This window comes from Moraxella sp. CTOTU47616, assembly GCF_032017465.1.
Classification (GTDB): Bacteria; Pseudomonadota; Gammaproteobacteria; order Pseudomonadales; family Moraxellaceae; genus Faucicola; species Faucicola tetraodonis.
This window is the reverse complement of the sequence record NZ_DALZPU010000005.1, coordinates 60,125-75,810: the sequence shown is the minus strand read 5'-3', so window position 1 is coordinate 75,810 and position 15,686 is coordinate 60,125. Positions and strand designations below refer to the sequence as shown.

Genomic DNA, 15,686 nt, shown 5'->3' with positions numbered 1-15,686 from the left:
TAATTCCTTACGCTGATTGCCCATTGGTGGTCTTAACCGGTTGATACACTTCAACTTTTCCGCTGTTTGCAGATGAAGGCACGCCCGTTGGGGACAATTGTTCTTCAGGCGCCACATTGTTACCAATTTTGGCTTCAAATTCTGGTAAAAAGTATTTTAACGCACTTTGTAATGGCTCAACCGCACCCGGTGCGTGGGCGCAGAAGGTTTTACCTAACCACAAATCTTTGGTCAATTGGCGCAGCACGTCAATATCGACAGCTTGACCATTGCCTGTATCGATGGCATGCAAGGTTTTGACCCCCCACGGCAAACCATCACGGCAAGGTGTACACCAACCGCAGGATTCACGGGCAAAGAATTTTTGCAAATTAAGCGACAATGACACCATATCTTGCGATTCATCTACCACCATAATCAAGCACGTACCTAAACGGCTACCCGCTTTCATGATGGGTTCGAAGTCCATTGGTAGGTCTAAATGCTCATCACTGGCGGTTAAGAAGTCAGTTGATGCACCGCCTGGTAACCAAGCTTTTAATTTACGACCGTCTTTCATGCCTTTGGCATAATCAAAAATGATTTCGCGAGCGGTGGTACCAAATGGCAGTTCCCATAGCCCTGGGTCATTGACTAGACCTGAACAACCCATGATTTTGGTGCCTGGGTTTTCTGATTTGCCTTGTGCCAAGCCTTTATACCATTCTACGCCATGCAGCATGATGCCCGGCATGTTGTTTAAAGACTCTACGTTATTGACCACAGTGGGACGACCCCATGCCCCTGATACTTGTGGGAAGGGTGGCTTAGTACGTGGATTGGCACGGCGACCTTCAAGCGAGTTAATGAGCGCAGTTTCTTCACCACAGATATAACGGCCTGCACCGGTATGCACGTGTAAATCAAAGCTATAGCCTGAACCTAAGATATTATCACCTAAATACCCTTTGGCACGGCACTCATCCAATGCATTATTTAGGCGTTTGGCGGCTTCAATGTACTCACCACGGATAAAAATATACCCTGCGGTTGCGCCAATGGCATAACCTGAGATAATCATCCCTTCAATCAGCTGAAATGGTAGGCGCTCCATCAATAGACGGTCTTTAAACGTGCCTGGCTCCATCTCATCTGCGTTACAAATCAAGTAACGGGGTCCGCCATCGGGTGGCGTCATAAAGGTCCATTTAAGACCTGCATTAAAGCCTGCACCGCCACGTCCACGCACGTTGGCATCTTTAATCATGTTGCCCACTTCTTTGGCAGATTTAGCCAAGGCATTTTTTAAACCTTCAAACCCTTTTAGGCTTTCATAAGTTGCCAAATCTAGCACTGAGTCATAATGCGCCAAACGCCAAGTCAGGGGCTTGGTCTCACTGGTGGCTGTCGCTTTGTCACCATAAATAGGAATGCTTTGCTCGCCCAATTGACTGGGTGATTTGCCAATTTTTCGATTATTAATTTGACGGGTTATATTCATGCGTATTGCTCCAGCAATTCAGCAATCTCTTCAATTTGGACAGGACCGTAGGTATCTTCATCAATCAAAACCGCTGGACCTTTATCACAGTTACCCAAACAACAAATGGGTAATAAGGTAAAACGATTGTCTGGGGTGGTTTGACCAAAACTAATGCCTAAAGTGCGCTCAAAGGCTTGACCTAAATTCTCACCACCTACCAGATAACACCCAATCGAGTCACAGACCAAAATCACATGACGACCAACCGGTGAACGGTAGATACGGTTATAAAAAGTGGCAACCCCTTCCACATCGGTGACTGGGATTTTTAAGATATTAGCAATCGCGTTGACTTGTGCATCATCCACCCAGCCATTACGGCGTTGGACAATTTTTAGCGCATCAAGTGATGCCGCGCGGCTTTGTGGGTAATGATGCATAAATTCATGAATGTCGTGAATTTCTGCTTCGGTTAGAATGCTTGCGACATCCACCTTTGGGGTTTTATCAGTTACAATCTTCATCGGTGGTTTTCTCCTAACGATCAACGTCTGCCATAACAACGTCAATTGACGCTAGATAAATAATCAAGTCAGATACCAAGCTACCATTAATGACTGACGGCATTTGCTGTAAGTGCGCAAAGGTCGGGGTACGAATACGGGTACGGTAACTCATGGTTGAGCGATCAGACGTAATATAATAGTTGGTAATACCTTTCACTGCTTCCACCATAAAGGAGGACTCGCCTTCTGGCATGACAGGACCCCACGATACTGAAATAAAGTGGTTAATCAGGGTCTCAATGTCATTTAAGGTGCGGTCTTTGGGTGGTGGGACAGCCAGTGGGTGATCGGCTTTGTATGCCCCCATTGGCATGTTGTTAAGACATTGCTCAATGATACGCAGTGACTGACGAATCTCTTCAATTTTGACCAAACAGCGGTCATACGCATCGCCATTAAACTCAATTGGCACTTCAAAATCAAAATTTTCATAGCCAAGATAAGGACGCGCTTTACGCACATCGTAAGGGATACCTGTGGCACGTAGACCATGACCTGATACGCCCCAAGCCAGTGCAGATTTAGCATCGTATTGGGCAACGTTTTGGGTACGCAGTTGTAGCACCTTGTTTTTCATGGTGGCTTTGACGTATTCATCGATACGTTTTGGCATCCAATCTAAGAATTCTCGAACCAGTTTGTGCCAGCCATTTGGCAAGTCCATCGCGGTACCGCCGATGCGAAACCATGCTGGGTGCATACGATAACCGGTTACCGCTTCAATCACATCATACGCTTTTTGACGGTCGGCGAACATATAAAATACTGGCGTCATACCGCCTGCATCCTGAATGAAGGTACCCCAGTACAGCAAATTATTGGTGATACGGAAGAACTCACTCATCATGATACGAATGGTATTCGCGCGATCCGGCACCGTGATGCCTGCCAGTTTTTCCACTGACATGATGTAGGGTAATTCATTCATCACCCCACCAAGATAATCGATACGGTCAGTGTAAGGAATAAATGAATGCCAAGTTTGGCGTTCAGCGATTTTTTCAGCGCCGCGATGGTGATAACCAATGTCTGGAATACAGTCGATGACCTCTTCACCGTCTAGCTGAAGCACAACGCGAAAGGCACCGTGTGCCGAAGGATGGTTAGGACCCAAGTTTAGGAACATAAAGTCTTCGTCACGGCCACTACGTTTCATGCCCCACTCTTCGGGGACAAATCGTAGGTTCTCCTGCTCAAACATCTGCTTGCCTTTATCGAGATAATAAGGCGGTACTTCAGTTGCACGAGAGGCGTATTCTTTACGCAGTGGATGACCTTCCCAGTATTTTGGCAATAAAATACGGGTTAAATGGGGGTGACCATCAAAGGTAATACCAAACATATCCCACGCTTCGCGCTCATACCAGTTGGCGTTGGGCCAAATACGGGTTGCCGTAGGGATGTGCAAATCAGTTTCTTTGAGCGCCACTTTGATGCGAATGTCTGTGTTGCGCTCTAACGACATTAAGTGATAGAACACGGTGAAATCACTGTCAGGTAAGGCATTGCCATCCCTGTCTTTACGATGTTGGCGTAAGCGCTCATCAATCGCTGAAATATCCAGTAACATCACGTAAGGCTGTGGCAAGGTGCGAAGGTACAGGAGTACTTCGATGACCTGTTCACGGCTGACCCAAATAGTGGGAAAAGCGTCAAAGGTTTTTTGTACAACAAACTGCCCCTCAAACTTGCGATTTAATTCCGCAATCACTGCTGGGACATCAGTTTGTGCTTGATTATCAGTTACCGTTACCATGAGTGGCACTTTCCTCATTCACAATTATTAAGAAGGTAGTGGAATACCTTTTTTTGTTTTGAACGCAATCCGATAAGCTTTTACTTAGCGAGAATTCATCCTAAATCTATCCAGAGACTTACTCTAGCATTAATCAATGCTCTAGCATTAACCAATCTCTAGCATTAATCAATGTTATCTGGGCTGCGTAGATTTTTGACCGCAATGCGATCGGCTTGTTTACGGTCACGTTCTGGCTGCATGACAGGTTGGTAGATACCTTGGTCATTGACATGAATACCGAGTGGACGACGTTCTTTGGTAATCGATTCTTGCAGCAGCATGATGGCTTGAATCAAAGCTTCTGGACGGGGTGGGCAACCAGGGATATACACATCGACAGGAATGATTTTATCAACGCCTTGCACCACTGAATACACATCGTACATACCGCCTGAGTTGGCACAGGCACCCATTGAAATGACCCATTTAGGCTCAAGCATTTGCTCGTAGAGACGCTGAATAACAGGCGCCATTTTCATAAAGCAAGTACCTGCCACAATCATCACGTCAGCTTGGCGCGGTGACGCACGAATAACCTCAGCGCCAAAGCGCGACAAGTCATGCACGCCTGTCAATGTCGTTGCGTACTCCACATAGCAGCACGAGGTGCCAAAGTTAAATGGCCACAATGAATGCTTACGGCCCCAGTTGGCAAGGCTATGGGTCAAATCTTCTAATCGCGTCATGACGACGTTTTTATTGACTTCCTCTTCGTCAATAATTTGACGGGTTTGGTCTGGAAATCTGTCGGCATCTGGATTGGCTTTGGTTAATGTATATTTCATAATGCTCGATCACCTTGATTTTTAAAGCAGGATTTCGCTCTATATCACTACAAATGCAAACGACCTTGCAACACAGATTACAAAGTCGGATTATTATTTTACCGCGTTATTGTTTGGGTTTTGGTTCATTGCGCCAGACAACTGGGCCGGGATTTTACCAGTAGGGTCAATTTCTAACTCTTCAACACCATTAAAGCGGGTAATATCCGCCAGATTAAAGCCCGCAGGCGCAGCAGCCAAACGTTTTGGTTTAGGCTTTTTGTCAGCAGGTGACCAGTTAAGCGCCCCTAGTTTGAGCAGATAATATAGACCGATTAACAGCTCTACCACAAACAGCACAACGGTCCAAAATCCCAGCCAACCTGCTTCTCTGACCGATACCGCATAGGTATATAGATATAATGCTTCTAAGTCAAAGATAACAAAGAAGATAGCGACGATATAGAATTTTGCAGATAAACGGATTCTGGCAGAACCAGCACTGACCACACCCGACTCGAAATTTTCTTGCTTTTGAAAGCCTTTAGAAGTACCACCTAACAATCTTGGTACAACAAGCATGAAAATACAAAGTCCTATGGCTGCCAAAATAAATACAATTGCAGACCAATCAATGACTGGAATCATGAGGATACTCCTGGGCAATACGACTAACCGTTACGTAGGTTAAGCAATTCAAGTTGGGACGATATTTTTGATATTTCCACCAAGCCCGTCTGGCTCAAGCGTAATATCACAAAGACGATGGCAGATAACGTCTTAAGAACTATTTTCCTTAAGATTACCTCGTACCAGCTAACAAGCTGCCCCGCTGCACATCCATTGACCATTATTGTAATCGGTGAGTGATTGGCTAGTTACTAAACAGGCTAGTCAAATATATTGCTAAAACCACGATGAAAACCTAATATAAAGTGGCATTACATCACTTTATAAAAATGCGTATTCTAACAAAAGTAACTATATATTGCTGTTAACTGGCTAAAACACGGATAGTTTACTCATTTTATGTAAAAAATGCTAGTAGCAGGGTTCAATCTTCCGTTAATTAACCGTTAATTGAATAGCAACACTTTAGCAAAAAAACCCTGCCATAAGCAGGGTTTATCAGCCAAAAATCATTTAAATAAGGTATTTAATGAAATAGTTAAATACCTTATTGGTTAATCACATCCACGCCTTTAGGTGGCGTGAAGCTAAATTGATTACTGGCAATTGACGTATTGCGTTTCACATTAGAGAATCGAATAGTGGTGGTTTGTCCCAAATTATCATTTAATACCATCATGACAGGATTACCGCTGTTAAAAGCGATACCTAAGCTTTTAAAGTTGGCATTGCCATTTTTTGGATACAGCACATAATAATTTTTTGAGGCAATCGGCTGGGTTACATTAAAACTATTGGCGATTTTGCTAGGATCGCCTGACAAAATCAGTGCTGGGGTATCCCCTACTTGATTGCTCACGCTTTGCTTGGTCGCCTGATTTAAGTCTTTATCGTACACCCAAAGCGTATTGCCATTGGCAACAATCAGTTGCGATGCCGTACCATCGATCTGCCAACGAAACTGGTTTGGACGTTGCACAGCCATGTTACCTGAGAAATTTCTTGATGCCTTACTTAAGCCCTTACCACCCGTGCCAGAGGTGGTTTGACTAAAATTAGCGGTCATACTTTTGACATTTTTAAGTAGGTTATTTAAGTTTGTTGCCGCGCTTGCTGAGTTGGCGACAGCGGCATTGGCTGATTGCATGGCGACTGTCATCGGCATACTGGTAAGCAATAATGCTGATAATGTACCGGTGGCTAATTTACTGATAATTTTATTGGTAGATGTTGTCATGGTAGGTTCCTCATTCAATAAAAATTGTTAAAAGTTTAGAAAAAGTATTCAAAAATAATATTAGCCCAACTGGCTAATCAATCAATTAAAAATTAACAAGTTTAAGCTAAATTCGCTGACCGATATTGTCGCTAAATTTTTCTTACCCTACTAGACGCCCCATGCAATGATTGTTGTTGAAGTTGTAACAAATGTAACAATAGCTGAGTGATAAGAAAGTTTTGACTAGATAATGACTAACCACAGCCAAGCCATTGAAGACTATCCAAAACACGTTAACACGCTTGCTATAAGCAATAAAAAACCCAATAAGTGCGACTTATTGGGTTAATTTGTTTAACAACAAGCTAAATGATTATTCAGCTGCGCCTTCAACAAATACGTAGCGACGATTGAATTTACCTTTAACAGCAAATTTTACAACGCCGTCAGTTAAAGCAAATAATGTATGGTCACGACCCATACCTACACCTTCACCTGCGTGAAATTCTGTACCACGTTGACGTACAATGATGTTACCAGCAACAACTTGTTGACCGCCAAAGATTTTTACGCCAAGCATTTTTGGGTTTGAATCACGACCGTTACGGGTAGAACCTGCGGCTTTTTTATGTGCCATGTCGATGTCTCCTAGAGATTAATGTGTTTGAAATAGTCAATTAAGCAGTGATTGCTTTGATTTTTAACAAAGTATACCATTGACGGTGACCTTGTTCTTTATGGTAGTGTTTACGACGTCTGTGTTTTACAATACGTACTTTTTCGCCACGACCATGTTCTACTACTTCAGCTTCGACCACTGCACCGGCAACCACAGGTTGACCAATTTTGATATCGCTGCCATCAACGACCATTAAAACGTCTTCAATTTTGATGGTATCGCCTTTTTCAGCTTTTAGCAATTCAACTTTTAAAAATTCATCTTGAACGACGCGATGTTGTTTACCACCACTTTTGATTACTGCATACATCTTGGTTGCTCCAATAAACCCGTACACCGTGGCTACCAAGGGCGATAACACTTCTACGACGGATACACAGGGAAATATAAGGTCGCGATTTTAACGTTTTTAGTGTTTAAAATCAAGTAAAACTTCACGGATGCGGGTGCGATTTTGGCTGATAAATTATTGCGCATTTCTCAACGCAATGGATGCTGAGTAATACAAGTCGCCAATAAAAATACAGAGCAATAACTTACACAAAAAACAGCAGTATGATATGATTTTGCCGACTTTCACCACACGCCAAATTTCACGAATTTTCACTCCAAGCTTTGAGCCAACCTATGCTAGACAATCAACAATCAAATCCTACATCCACTGCTATCAATGCTGATGTCATTAAAGACAGTAACAGCACGCCTGTCACCTATCAGCAGATTCAATCTATTATCGCTGACGATTTCGAGATTATGGACAAGCAGGTGTATGGCAGTCTAAGCTCAAAAGTCAAACTGGTCATGTCGGTGAGTCAGCATGTCATCAACGCAGGCGGTAAACGTATGCGCCCCTTAATTTCGCTACTTTGCTCACGTATTTGTAACGATCAGCCATCACAAGCTACCATGCATTTAGGCGCAATCACCGAAATGCTGCATACCGCAACGTTAGTACATGACGATGTGATTGATGCGTCAGGTATGCGCCGTGGTAAGCCGACCGCGAATGCAACGTGGGATAATGCAACGGCTGTGTTGGTGGGTGACTATCTGATTGCCCGTTCATTTAATCTTTTGGTGGGTTTTGGCTCGTTGCCGTTATTGCAGTTATTCTCAGATGGCACCTGTGATATCGCTGAAGGGGAAGTATTGCAGCTACAACATCAGCATGACCCCCAAGCTACCGAAGCCGATTATATGAAAATCATCGATGGCAAAACCTCTCGGCTATTTATGATGGCAAGTCAAGGCGTGGCTATTTTGGAAAATCGCCCTGAATACAATGATGTCTTCGCCAAATTTGGTCAGCACTTTGGTAATGCCTTCCAAATCATTGATGACGTGCTCGATTTTGTCGGTGATAGTGAGGTGCTCGGCAAAAACGTGGGTGATGATATCGCTGAAGGCAAGCCAACCTTGCCGCTGATTAAAGCGCTTGAAATGACCACGGGTGATACGCATGAAAAATTGCGGATTGCCATTCAGACAGGTGAAGTGCAAGACACGGGCGAGATTATTGAGATTGTCAAAAACAGCGGCGCACTGGCGTACTGCCGTGACAAAGCGATGCAAGAAAGCGAAATTGCTAGACAAGCCGTGCTAACCTTACCTGATTCACGATATCGCCAAGGTTTACTCGATTTGATGACGCTTGCCAGCCAACGGCTTTATTAATTGTTAATAAAGGCTGTGTGGTGATCAGTTTGATGTCCAATTCGATGGGCGGTAAATAATACGTCATTAAATCGTCATACAAGTTTGCTAATTTTTTGATAGTTTTTTGATTGATACTTTTATCATTAATAATTTTGTGATTGATGGCTTTTTGATGGTTAGCTTTAAGATTATGGATGCTGTATGTCTAATACTATCCCCTCTTCATTATCAGATATTAAACAACAACTTATCGAAGATAAAGCCAAAAAAACTCAAGAACTATCGGCATTAGATACCATTCAATCACTTGCCACGATCGTCCCTGCTAACCCCACCACCATTGACATTAAATTTCGACCTTCCAAACACGCGGATTTTATGCAAGCTGCCAAGGTGCGTACCCCAAAATATAAATTCTACGTGGAAGTCGGTGGCAACCCTACCCACCCTACCATCGTACTGATTATGGGGCTAGGCGCGCAAAGCTTGGTATGGCCCAATGAATTTTGCTATGCATTAATCAATGCTGGATTTCGGGTCGTGCGATTTGACAATCGCGACATAGGCAAATCCAGCAAACTTAAGCACAAAAAACTGACCCCCGCTCATGATTCGCCTATTTATAAAGCCAAATTGCTCGGCAGATTCGGACTGGGTTTACCGCTTAAAAACCTGCAAACTCCGTATGATTTGTACGACATGGCAGAAGATGCCTATCAACTGCTCAAAATATTGGGGATCAAAAAATACTTTGTGATTGGTCAATCGATGGGCGGTATGATTGCGCAAATCATGGCGGTGCGTTATCCCCACCAAGTAGAAAAATTGGGACTATTATCCACCAGTAACAATCGACCCTTTTCGCGCCCACCCGCTATTGAAGCCATCAGGGCTTTTACCCAGCCACTACCCAAAAGCCAAGATGCTGACGCATTGACCCAGCAGTTCGTGCAAACCATCAAGACCATCGCCAGCCCCGATTACTTTGATGAACAAGCGGCGTTCAGCAAAGCTAAAAAACTATTTAAACGACGTTTTTATCCGAAAGGCACGCAGCGGCAGTTACTGGCGATTTTGGCGACGGGGTCACTGGTCGATATTGACAAACAAATCCACCAGCCCACCCTCATCATTCATGGCAAACAAGACAAACTCATTCCATTTAGTCATGCCTATTCGCTTGCTAAGCACATTGCGCACAGTCAGTTGATACTAATTGATGAGCTTGGTCACGACATGCCACTTGCGCTCATAGAAAAACTGGCAAGCCAGTTTATCGCGCATTTTAGTTACAATGCGCCAATCAATTGATTGTGATGCGAAAATTAACTCATTGTGATGATAAGCATTTGCTCCCAGCCAACCTTTAAATCGGCTGGGATTGGCAAATCTTTTTCAAAATAGTATTTAAAACTTGCCATAAAGATAGTTGCCATCATGGTGGCTTGGTAATCAATCGCCTCCGCCGTTAAATAATCTGTCGCCTTTTGTTTTTTAGCCAGTTCAATAAAGTTTTGTTTACCCATCAAAAACATATCATGATAAAGATTGTGGTGTTGGGTGCGGATTTTCCACAGGGCAAGCATCTGTTGGCGGCGTTCAAACAGCTTTTGTGAATGATTTTCCATAATCATTTGTAGCATTTGACTATCGGCATTGAGCCTGTCCTGAAATAGCTGGCTGACTTCCTGCTTGAAATCATCAATCATCTGCCCAGCCAAATCACCCTTACCACTGTAATATTTATAAAAAGTAGCACGATTGACTTTGGCGCGCTCCAAAATTGCTTGGATAGCAATATCGTTGTAATCCTGCTCGGACAACAATATAATAAAGGCTTCACGGATGGCTTTATGGGTTTTGACAACACGTAAATCAGGTGACTTGTTACGACTTAAAGTCATGGGGAAATGTTTCCTTATTAAAAAAATCTATCAATGGCTTTGACATTTTAAAATTTTTATGTATACAAATAGGCAATAATTGTTGCTTAAACACTTAATTTGTTTAATATTGTCGGTTTCCCAATTGGATATTTTTTTTTAAAATAACCGCTGCCGATAACTGGTAGTAATTTAGCTATCCTTTAGTTATCCTAAAGTTTTGTGTCTTATCGTAAATATTGCAACAACAATGTCGCATTTATTTTATAATATTTTTTTTAAAATTCCCTATTTTTTATGAGGTTGGTATGAGATACCCAGTGTTGTTCATGGTGTCATTAGCGAGTTGTAGCTTATTAATCGGGTGTAATAAGTCAGACACAGCAGCCCAGCAACAAAGTGGCGGCGGCGGTGCAGGAGCACAGGCGCAAATGCCACCCACAATAGTCAATGTACAGCCTGTAACATTCCAAACGATTCCACTTACCAAAGAGTTATCAGGTAAAGTTGTCGCCTATCAAGAAGCCACCGTTACGCCGCAAGTATCAGGTATTATTGACCGCCAGTTGTTTCGCGAAGGCACTTTTGTCAAACAAAATCAGCCGTTATATCAAATCAATACCGATAGCTACACCAGTGTACTTGCCGGTAGTCGCGCAAGCCTTGATCAAAGTCTTGCCAGTGTCAATACCGCAAAAGCCAACTATAATAATGCCTTAGCGGTGCTAGAAACCCGCCAAGCCGAACTTGCGCTGGCTCAAACCAATTTAAACCGTCTAAAACAGCTACGTGGTACTGAAGCTATCTCCAGTCAAGAATATGACCAAGGGGCGACCGCCGTGCGTACCGCGCAAGCAGCGGTTAAAAATGCGCAGGCGCAAGTCGGGGTGGCACAAGCCAATATTGATGCTGCCCAAGCAGCGGCTCGCGGCGCACAACAATCAGTGAATAGCAACCAGCTCACCATGAGCCGTACTGTGGTTAAAGCGCCTATCAGTGGTATCACCAGTCGCTCAAATGTCAATGTCGGTGCGCTTGCCACCGCGGGCACGACGCAGATGGTAACTGTTTCTCAGCTCAATCCAATTTATGTCGATATCAGTCAGTCAGCCGCCGAGTTATTGGCGCTTCGTCAGCAATTTGCGGCTGGTAAACTTAGCACACCGCGTACCGCACAGGTTCAGTTAAAGCTCGCCGATGGCTCAACCTACCCGATGGTGGGGCAACTTCGCTTTGAAGAAGCTAAAGTGGATAGTACCACAGGCACGGTCAATCTGCGTGCGGTATTTAGCAATGATAACTTTGTGCTGTTGCCAGGGATGATGGTGAATGCCCAGTTGATTCAAGGTATTATCAATAATGCCGTATTATTACCACAAAGTGCCATTAATCGTACAGCCAAAGGTGAATCAACCGTGTATGTGGTTGACGCCAATAATAAAATCCAATTACGCCCAGTTACGGTTCAAGGCACGCACCAAGGTCAATGGATTGTCACTAGCGGTCTAAAACAAGGTGAGCAAGTGGTGATGGTTGGCGGCGCCAAAGTCAAACCAGATCAGCAAGTCAAAGCCATGCCTTATGTGGCATCGCAACCAGCCTCAACCGCGGTACCGACCAATGCATCTACCACGACGACCACCAAGACGACCGTAACAAATAGCTCAACTACCGCCAAAACTGCGCAACCATAAGCACGGGAGATATCATGTCACGCTTTTTTATTGATAGACCCATCTTTGCTTGGGTGATTGCCATGCTCATCATGCTGATGGGTATCTTAGCAATTTTTAAATTACCGATTGAGCAGTACCCACGTATTGCCCCACCTACCATTAGTATCTCAGCAACTTATCCAGGTGCCGCTGCCCAAACCATTGAAGACTCCGTCACGCAGGTGATTGAACAAAAAATGAAAGGGCTTGATGGATTGATGTATATGTCCTCAAGTTCATCATCAAGTGGCGCTGCGCAAATTACCTTGACCTTTGAGAACGGGACAGATCCCGATACGGCACAAGTCCAAGTCCAAAACAAACTGCAATCTGCCATGAGTTCGCTACCAGAGATGGTGCAGCGCATGGGGGTCAACGTCAATAAGTCCACGAGTGGCTTCTTGATGGTACTGGCGATGACATCTGAAGATGGCAGTATGGATCGTGCCGATATTGCCGATTATCTCAACTCCAACGTGGTTGACCAGATCAGCCGTGTCGAGGGTGTGGGTAACGTCAATGTGTTTGGCTCTGCGTATGCCATGCGTATTTGGTTAGACCCTGAAAAACTGCGTACCTATGGTTTAATACCCTCGGATATCACCAGCGCAATTCAAGCGCAAAACGCGCAAGTATCAGCCGGTCAGCTAGGACAAACGCCGACTGACGAAGCCCGTCAAGCCATTAATGCCACAGTGACCGTGCAAAGTTACTTACAAACCCCAGAGCAATTTCGTAATATTTTGCTTAAAAGTAATACAGATGGTGCGCAAATTCGCTTGGGTGATGTCGCCAAAGTGGAAATTGGTAGTGAAAGCTACAGCGAGATTGCCCGCTACAATGGCAAGGATGCGGCAGGTATCGGTATCTCACTGTCATCTGGCGCCAATGCTTTAAGCACACGTAACGCCGTAGAAGCCAAACTCAAAGAGCTTGAACCTAATTTTCCTGCGGGCTTAAAAGCCTCGGTTGCTTATGACACCACGCCATTTGTACGTTTGTCGATTGAGGAAGTAGTCAGAACACTTGCTGAAGCGATTGCGCTGGTATTCTTAGTGATGTTCTTGTTTTTACAAAGCTGGCGCGCAACGATTATTCCTACGTTGGCAGTACCTGTGGTAATACTGGGTACGTTTGGTATTTTGTACGCATTTGGCTATACCATCAATGTGTTGACGCTGTTTGCCATGGTGTTATCCATCGGTCTATTAGTCGATGACGCGATTGTCGTGGTCGAAAACGTTGAGCGTTTGCTGGAAGAAAATCCAGACATGACGCCACTGGAAGCCACCCGTGAATCGATGCGCGAAATCAGTAAAGTGGTGATTGGTATTGCCTTGATTTTGTCGGCGGTATTTTTACCGATGGCATTCTTTGGCGGCTCAACTGGGGTGATTTATCGCCAGTTCTCCGTGACGCTTATCAGCAGTATGGTACTATCCGCCTTAGTTGCGTTGATTTTCACCCCTGCCCTATGTGTGACTATCCTCAAACGCACTAAAGCCCATGACAAACACAGCGGGCATCAGACCGGTTTCTTTGGCGCATTTAACCGTATGTTTATGCGTCTTAGTAAAGGCTATGAAAGCTTTGTGGGTCGCAGTATCAAAATGCGCTGGCTATATATGATTCCTTATGCCTTGGTGATTGCGGCATTGGTGTTCTTATTTACCCGTATTCCAAGTTCGTTTATTCCTGAAGAAGACCAAGGTGTGCTGTTTACATTGGTGCAACTGCCTGCCGGTAGTACCCAAAATCAAACGCAAGCGGTTATCGAAAAGGTCAACGCCTATTATAAAACCCAAGAAAAAGACCTTGTGCAGTCTGTATTTACAATCAATGGCTTTAGTTTTGCCGGTCAAGGGCAAAATATGGGAATGGCATTTGTGCGCTTAAAAGATTGGGATGAGCGCCCTGGTAAAGAAAATACCGCGCAATCGATTGCCAAACGTGCCATGGGTTATTTTATGACCCAAGTGAATGAAGCCCAAGTATATGCCATTTCACCGCCTGCAATTCAAGGTTTGGGTACGGCAACGGGTTTTGATCTGCAGCTACAAGACTCAGGCAACCTAGGTCACGAAGGCTTATTGCAAGCCCGTAACATGCTACTGGGCATGGCGGCGCAAAATAAACAAGTCAGTGGCGTGCGTCCAAATGGACAAGAAGATTCACCCCAATACAAAGTCAACGTCAATTATGATTCTGCTGCGGCTATGGGTGTCGCGCCGAGCGTGATTAACAGTGTTCTTAGTACCGCTTGGGGTAGTAGCTACGTCAATGACTTTATGGATCGTGGTCGTATCAAAAAAGTGTATATGCAAGGTGAAGCTGAGAGCCGTACCACCCCAGAGGACATCAACAAATGGTATGTACGTAACAGTGACAATCAGATGATTCCGTTTAGCTCGTTTGCCACCGGTGAATGGCAGTATGGTTCGCCTACGCTAACGCGTTATAACAGCTTGTCATCGATGAACTTACAAGGTAACGCAGCGCCAGGACTTAGTACCGGTCAAGCGATGACGGCGATGGAACAAATGATTGCCAAACTGCCAAAAGGCATCAGTTATGAATGGACAGGTTTATCATTAGAAGAGAAAAAATCTGGCGCGCAAGCACCGATGCTGTACGCGATTTCGATTTTCGTGGTGTTCTTATGTTTAGCCGCGCTGTATGAAAGCTGGTCAATTCCCTTTGCAGTGCTGCTTGTTGTGCCACTTGGGGTATTGGGTGCTGCGCTGTTTACCGGTTTACGCGGGCTTTCAAACGATATTTATTTGCAAGTGGGTCTACTGACCGTTGTCGGTTTATCAGCCAAAAATGCGATTTTGATTATTGAATTTGCCAAAGAACGACAAGATTTGGGACATAATCTATATGACTCGGTTACGGTCGCTGCTCGCCAACGCTTACGCCCGATTATCATGACATCATTGGCGTTTGGTATTGGTGTGGTACCCTTATTCTTGGCAACGGGCGCAGGCTCAGGTAGCCAAAATGCGATTGGTACAAGTGTGTTAGGCGGCGTGGTCAGTGCAACTATCCTAGGGGTGTTCTTTATCCCAATGTTCTATGTGTGGATACGCTCACTGATTAAAGGTAACAAACCGCACCACCCCAATGATGGCAATGACGGCAACGTTGGTGACTTACAACCTGTATCACCTTACTCACCTAATCCTGCTGAACCTGTCGCTGTCACACAGCCCACACAGGTGAGTATCTATAAGCCTGAGGACAGTTCACAATCAAACCATCAATAAGACATAAATGGGTAAACATTTTACCCATTTAATCTTTTACAATAACAA

13 protein-coding genes are annotated in these 15,686 nt (G+C 44.4%); 4 read left to right on the top strand and 9 right to left on the bottom strand.

Features of this window, described 5'->3' with window-relative positions:
* Positions 1 to 7: 7 nt before the first annotated feature.
* From nuoF to rplU, 8 genes are all read right to left on the bottom strand, one after another.
* Complete coding sequence (gene nuoF, locus RTS10_RS07280; protein WP_312539788.1) at positions 8 to 1,480, bottom strand: NADH-quinone oxidoreductase subunit NuoF; 1,473 nt, start codon at positions 1,478 to 1,480, stop codon at positions 8 to 10.
* Positions 1,477 to 1,986 (bottom strand): NADH-quinone oxidoreductase subunit NuoE, encoded by a 510-nt coding sequence (nuoE, locus tag RTS10_RS07275; protein WP_076774498.1) that lies wholly within the window; start codon positions 1,984 to 1,986, stop codon positions 1,477 to 1,479. The genes nuoF and nuoE overlap by 4 nt, the downstream gene beginning before the upstream one ends.
* A 13-nt stretch (positions 1,987 to 1,999) precedes the next feature.
* Positions 2,000 to 3,802 carry an NADH-quinone oxidoreductase subunit C/D gene (gene nuoC / locus RTS10_RS07270; RefSeq protein ID WP_409455595.1) on the bottom strand — a complete coding sequence of 601 codons (1,803 nt, stop codon included), beginning with the start codon at positions 3,800 to 3,802 and terminating at the stop codon, positions 2,000 to 2,002.
* A 146-nt stretch (positions 3,803 to 3,948) separates the two neighbouring features.
* Entirely contained in the window at positions 3,949 to 4,611 is a 663-nt protein-coding gene (locus RTS10_RS07265) for a NuoB/complex I 20 kDa subunit family protein (RefSeq protein ID WP_007115468.1), read from the bottom strand.
* A gap of 93 nt (positions 4,612 to 4,704) precedes the next feature.
* Positions 4,705 to 5,238 (bottom strand): NADH-quinone oxidoreductase subunit A, encoded by a 534-nt coding sequence (ndhC, locus tag RTS10_RS07260; protein ID WP_159374373.1) that lies wholly within the window; start codon positions 5,236 to 5,238, stop codon positions 4,705 to 4,707.
* Between the two features lie 529 nt (positions 5,239 to 5,767).
* Positions 5,768 to 6,457: an outer membrane lipoprotein periplasmic chaperone LolA gene (gene lolA / locus RTS10_RS07255; protein WP_312114024.1), complete on the bottom strand. Its 690-nt coding sequence runs from the start codon at positions 6,455 to 6,457 to the stop codon at positions 5,768 to 5,770.
* A gap of 355 nt (positions 6,458 to 6,812) precedes the next feature.
* Complete coding sequence (gene rpmA / locus RTS10_RS07250) at positions 6,813 to 7,076, bottom strand: 50S ribosomal protein L27 (RefSeq protein WP_036591251.1); 264 nt, start codon at positions 7,074 to 7,076, stop codon at positions 6,813 to 6,815.
* Between the two features lie 40 nt (positions 7,077 to 7,116).
* The gene (gene rplU, locus RTS10_RS07245; protein WP_065252357.1) at positions 7,117 to 7,428 is read right to left on the bottom strand and encodes a 50S ribosomal protein L21; all 312 of its coding nucleotides are present in this window, start codon (positions 7,426 to 7,428) and stop codon (positions 7,117 to 7,119) included.
* 443 nt (positions 7,429 to 7,871) lie between these two features.
* Here rplU and RTS10_RS07240 point away from each other — a divergent pair, with 443 nt between their 5' ends.
* Entirely contained in the window at positions 7,872 to 8,792 is a 921-nt protein-coding gene (locus RTS10_RS07240) for a polyprenyl synthetase family protein (protein ID WP_312539876.1), read from the top strand.
* A 183-nt stretch (positions 8,793 to 8,975) separates the two neighbouring features.
* Positions 8,976 to 10,085, top strand: a complete 1,110-nt coding sequence (locus RTS10_RS07235) for an alpha/beta fold hydrolase (RefSeq protein ID WP_312539787.1) — start codon at positions 8,976 to 8,978, stop codon at positions 10,083 to 10,085.
* A 14-nt stretch (positions 10,086 to 10,099) separates the two neighbouring features.
* On the opposite strand, the gene RTS10_RS07230 is transcribed toward RTS10_RS07235, so the two are convergent.
* Entirely contained in the window at positions 10,100 to 10,678 is a 579-nt protein-coding gene (locus RTS10_RS07230) for a TetR/AcrR family transcriptional regulator (RefSeq protein ID WP_312535595.1), read from the bottom strand.
* A gap of 287 nt (positions 10,679 to 10,965) precedes the next feature.
* On the opposite strand from RTS10_RS07230, the gene RTS10_RS07225 reads away from it, so the two are divergent.
* Positions 10,966 to 12,351: an efflux RND transporter periplasmic adaptor subunit gene (locus RTS10_RS07225; RefSeq protein ID WP_312114032.1), complete on the top strand. Its 1,386-nt coding sequence runs from the start codon at positions 10,966 to 10,968 to the stop codon at positions 12,349 to 12,351.
* 14 nt (positions 12,352 to 12,365) lie between these two features.
* Positions 12,366 to 15,638, top strand: a complete 3,273-nt coding sequence (locus tag RTS10_RS07220; protein WP_312539785.1) for an efflux RND transporter permease subunit — start codon at positions 12,366 to 12,368, stop codon at positions 15,636 to 15,638.
* The last annotated feature ends 48 nt before the right edge of the window (positions 15,639 to 15,686 follow it).

Coding starts and splice junctions, on each gene's coding strand:
- nuoF (WP_312539788.1), bottom strand. CDS start 1,480: ATGAATATAACCCGTCAAATTAATAATCGAAAAATTGGCAAATCACCC.
- nuoE (WP_076774498.1), bottom strand. CDS start 1,986: ATGAAGATTGTAACTGATAAAACCCCAAAGGTGGATGTCGCAAGCATT.
- nuoC (WP_409455595.1), bottom strand. CDS start 3,802: ATGAGGAAAGTGCCACTCATGGTAACGGTAACTGATAATCAAGCACAA.
- RTS10_RS07265 (WP_007115468.1), bottom strand. CDS start 4,611: ATGAAATATACATTAACCAAAGCCAATCCAGATGCCGACAGATTTCCA.
- ndhC (WP_159374373.1), bottom strand. CDS start 5,238: ATGATTCCAGTCATTGATTGGTCTGCAATTGTATTTATTTTGGCAGCC.
- lolA (WP_312114024.1), bottom strand. CDS start 6,457: ATGACAACATCTACCAATAAAATTATCAGTAAATTAGCCACCGGTACA.
- rpmA (WP_036591251.1), bottom strand. CDS start 7,076: ATGGCACATAAAAAAGCCGCAGGTTCTACCCGTAACGGTCGTGATTCA.
- rplU (WP_065252357.1), bottom strand. CDS start 7,428: ATGTATGCAGTAATCAAAAGTGGTGGTAAACAACATCGCGTCGTTCAA.
- RTS10_RS07240 (WP_312539876.1), top strand. CDS start 7,872: ATGGACAAGCAGGTGTATGGCAGTCTAAGCTCAAAAGTCAAACTGGTC.
- RTS10_RS07235 (WP_312539787.1), top strand. CDS start 8,976: ATGTCTAATACTATCCCCTCTTCATTATCAGATATTAAACAACAACTT.
- RTS10_RS07230 (WP_312535595.1), bottom strand. CDS start 10,678: ATGACTTTAAGTCGTAACAAGTCACCTGATTTACGTGTTGTCAAAACC.
- RTS10_RS07225 (WP_312114032.1), top strand. CDS start 10,966: ATGAGATACCCAGTGTTGTTCATGGTGTCATTAGCGAGTTGTAGCTTA.
- RTS10_RS07220 (WP_312539785.1), top strand. CDS start 12,366: ATGTCACGCTTTTTTATTGATAGACCCATCTTTGCTTGGGTGATTGCC.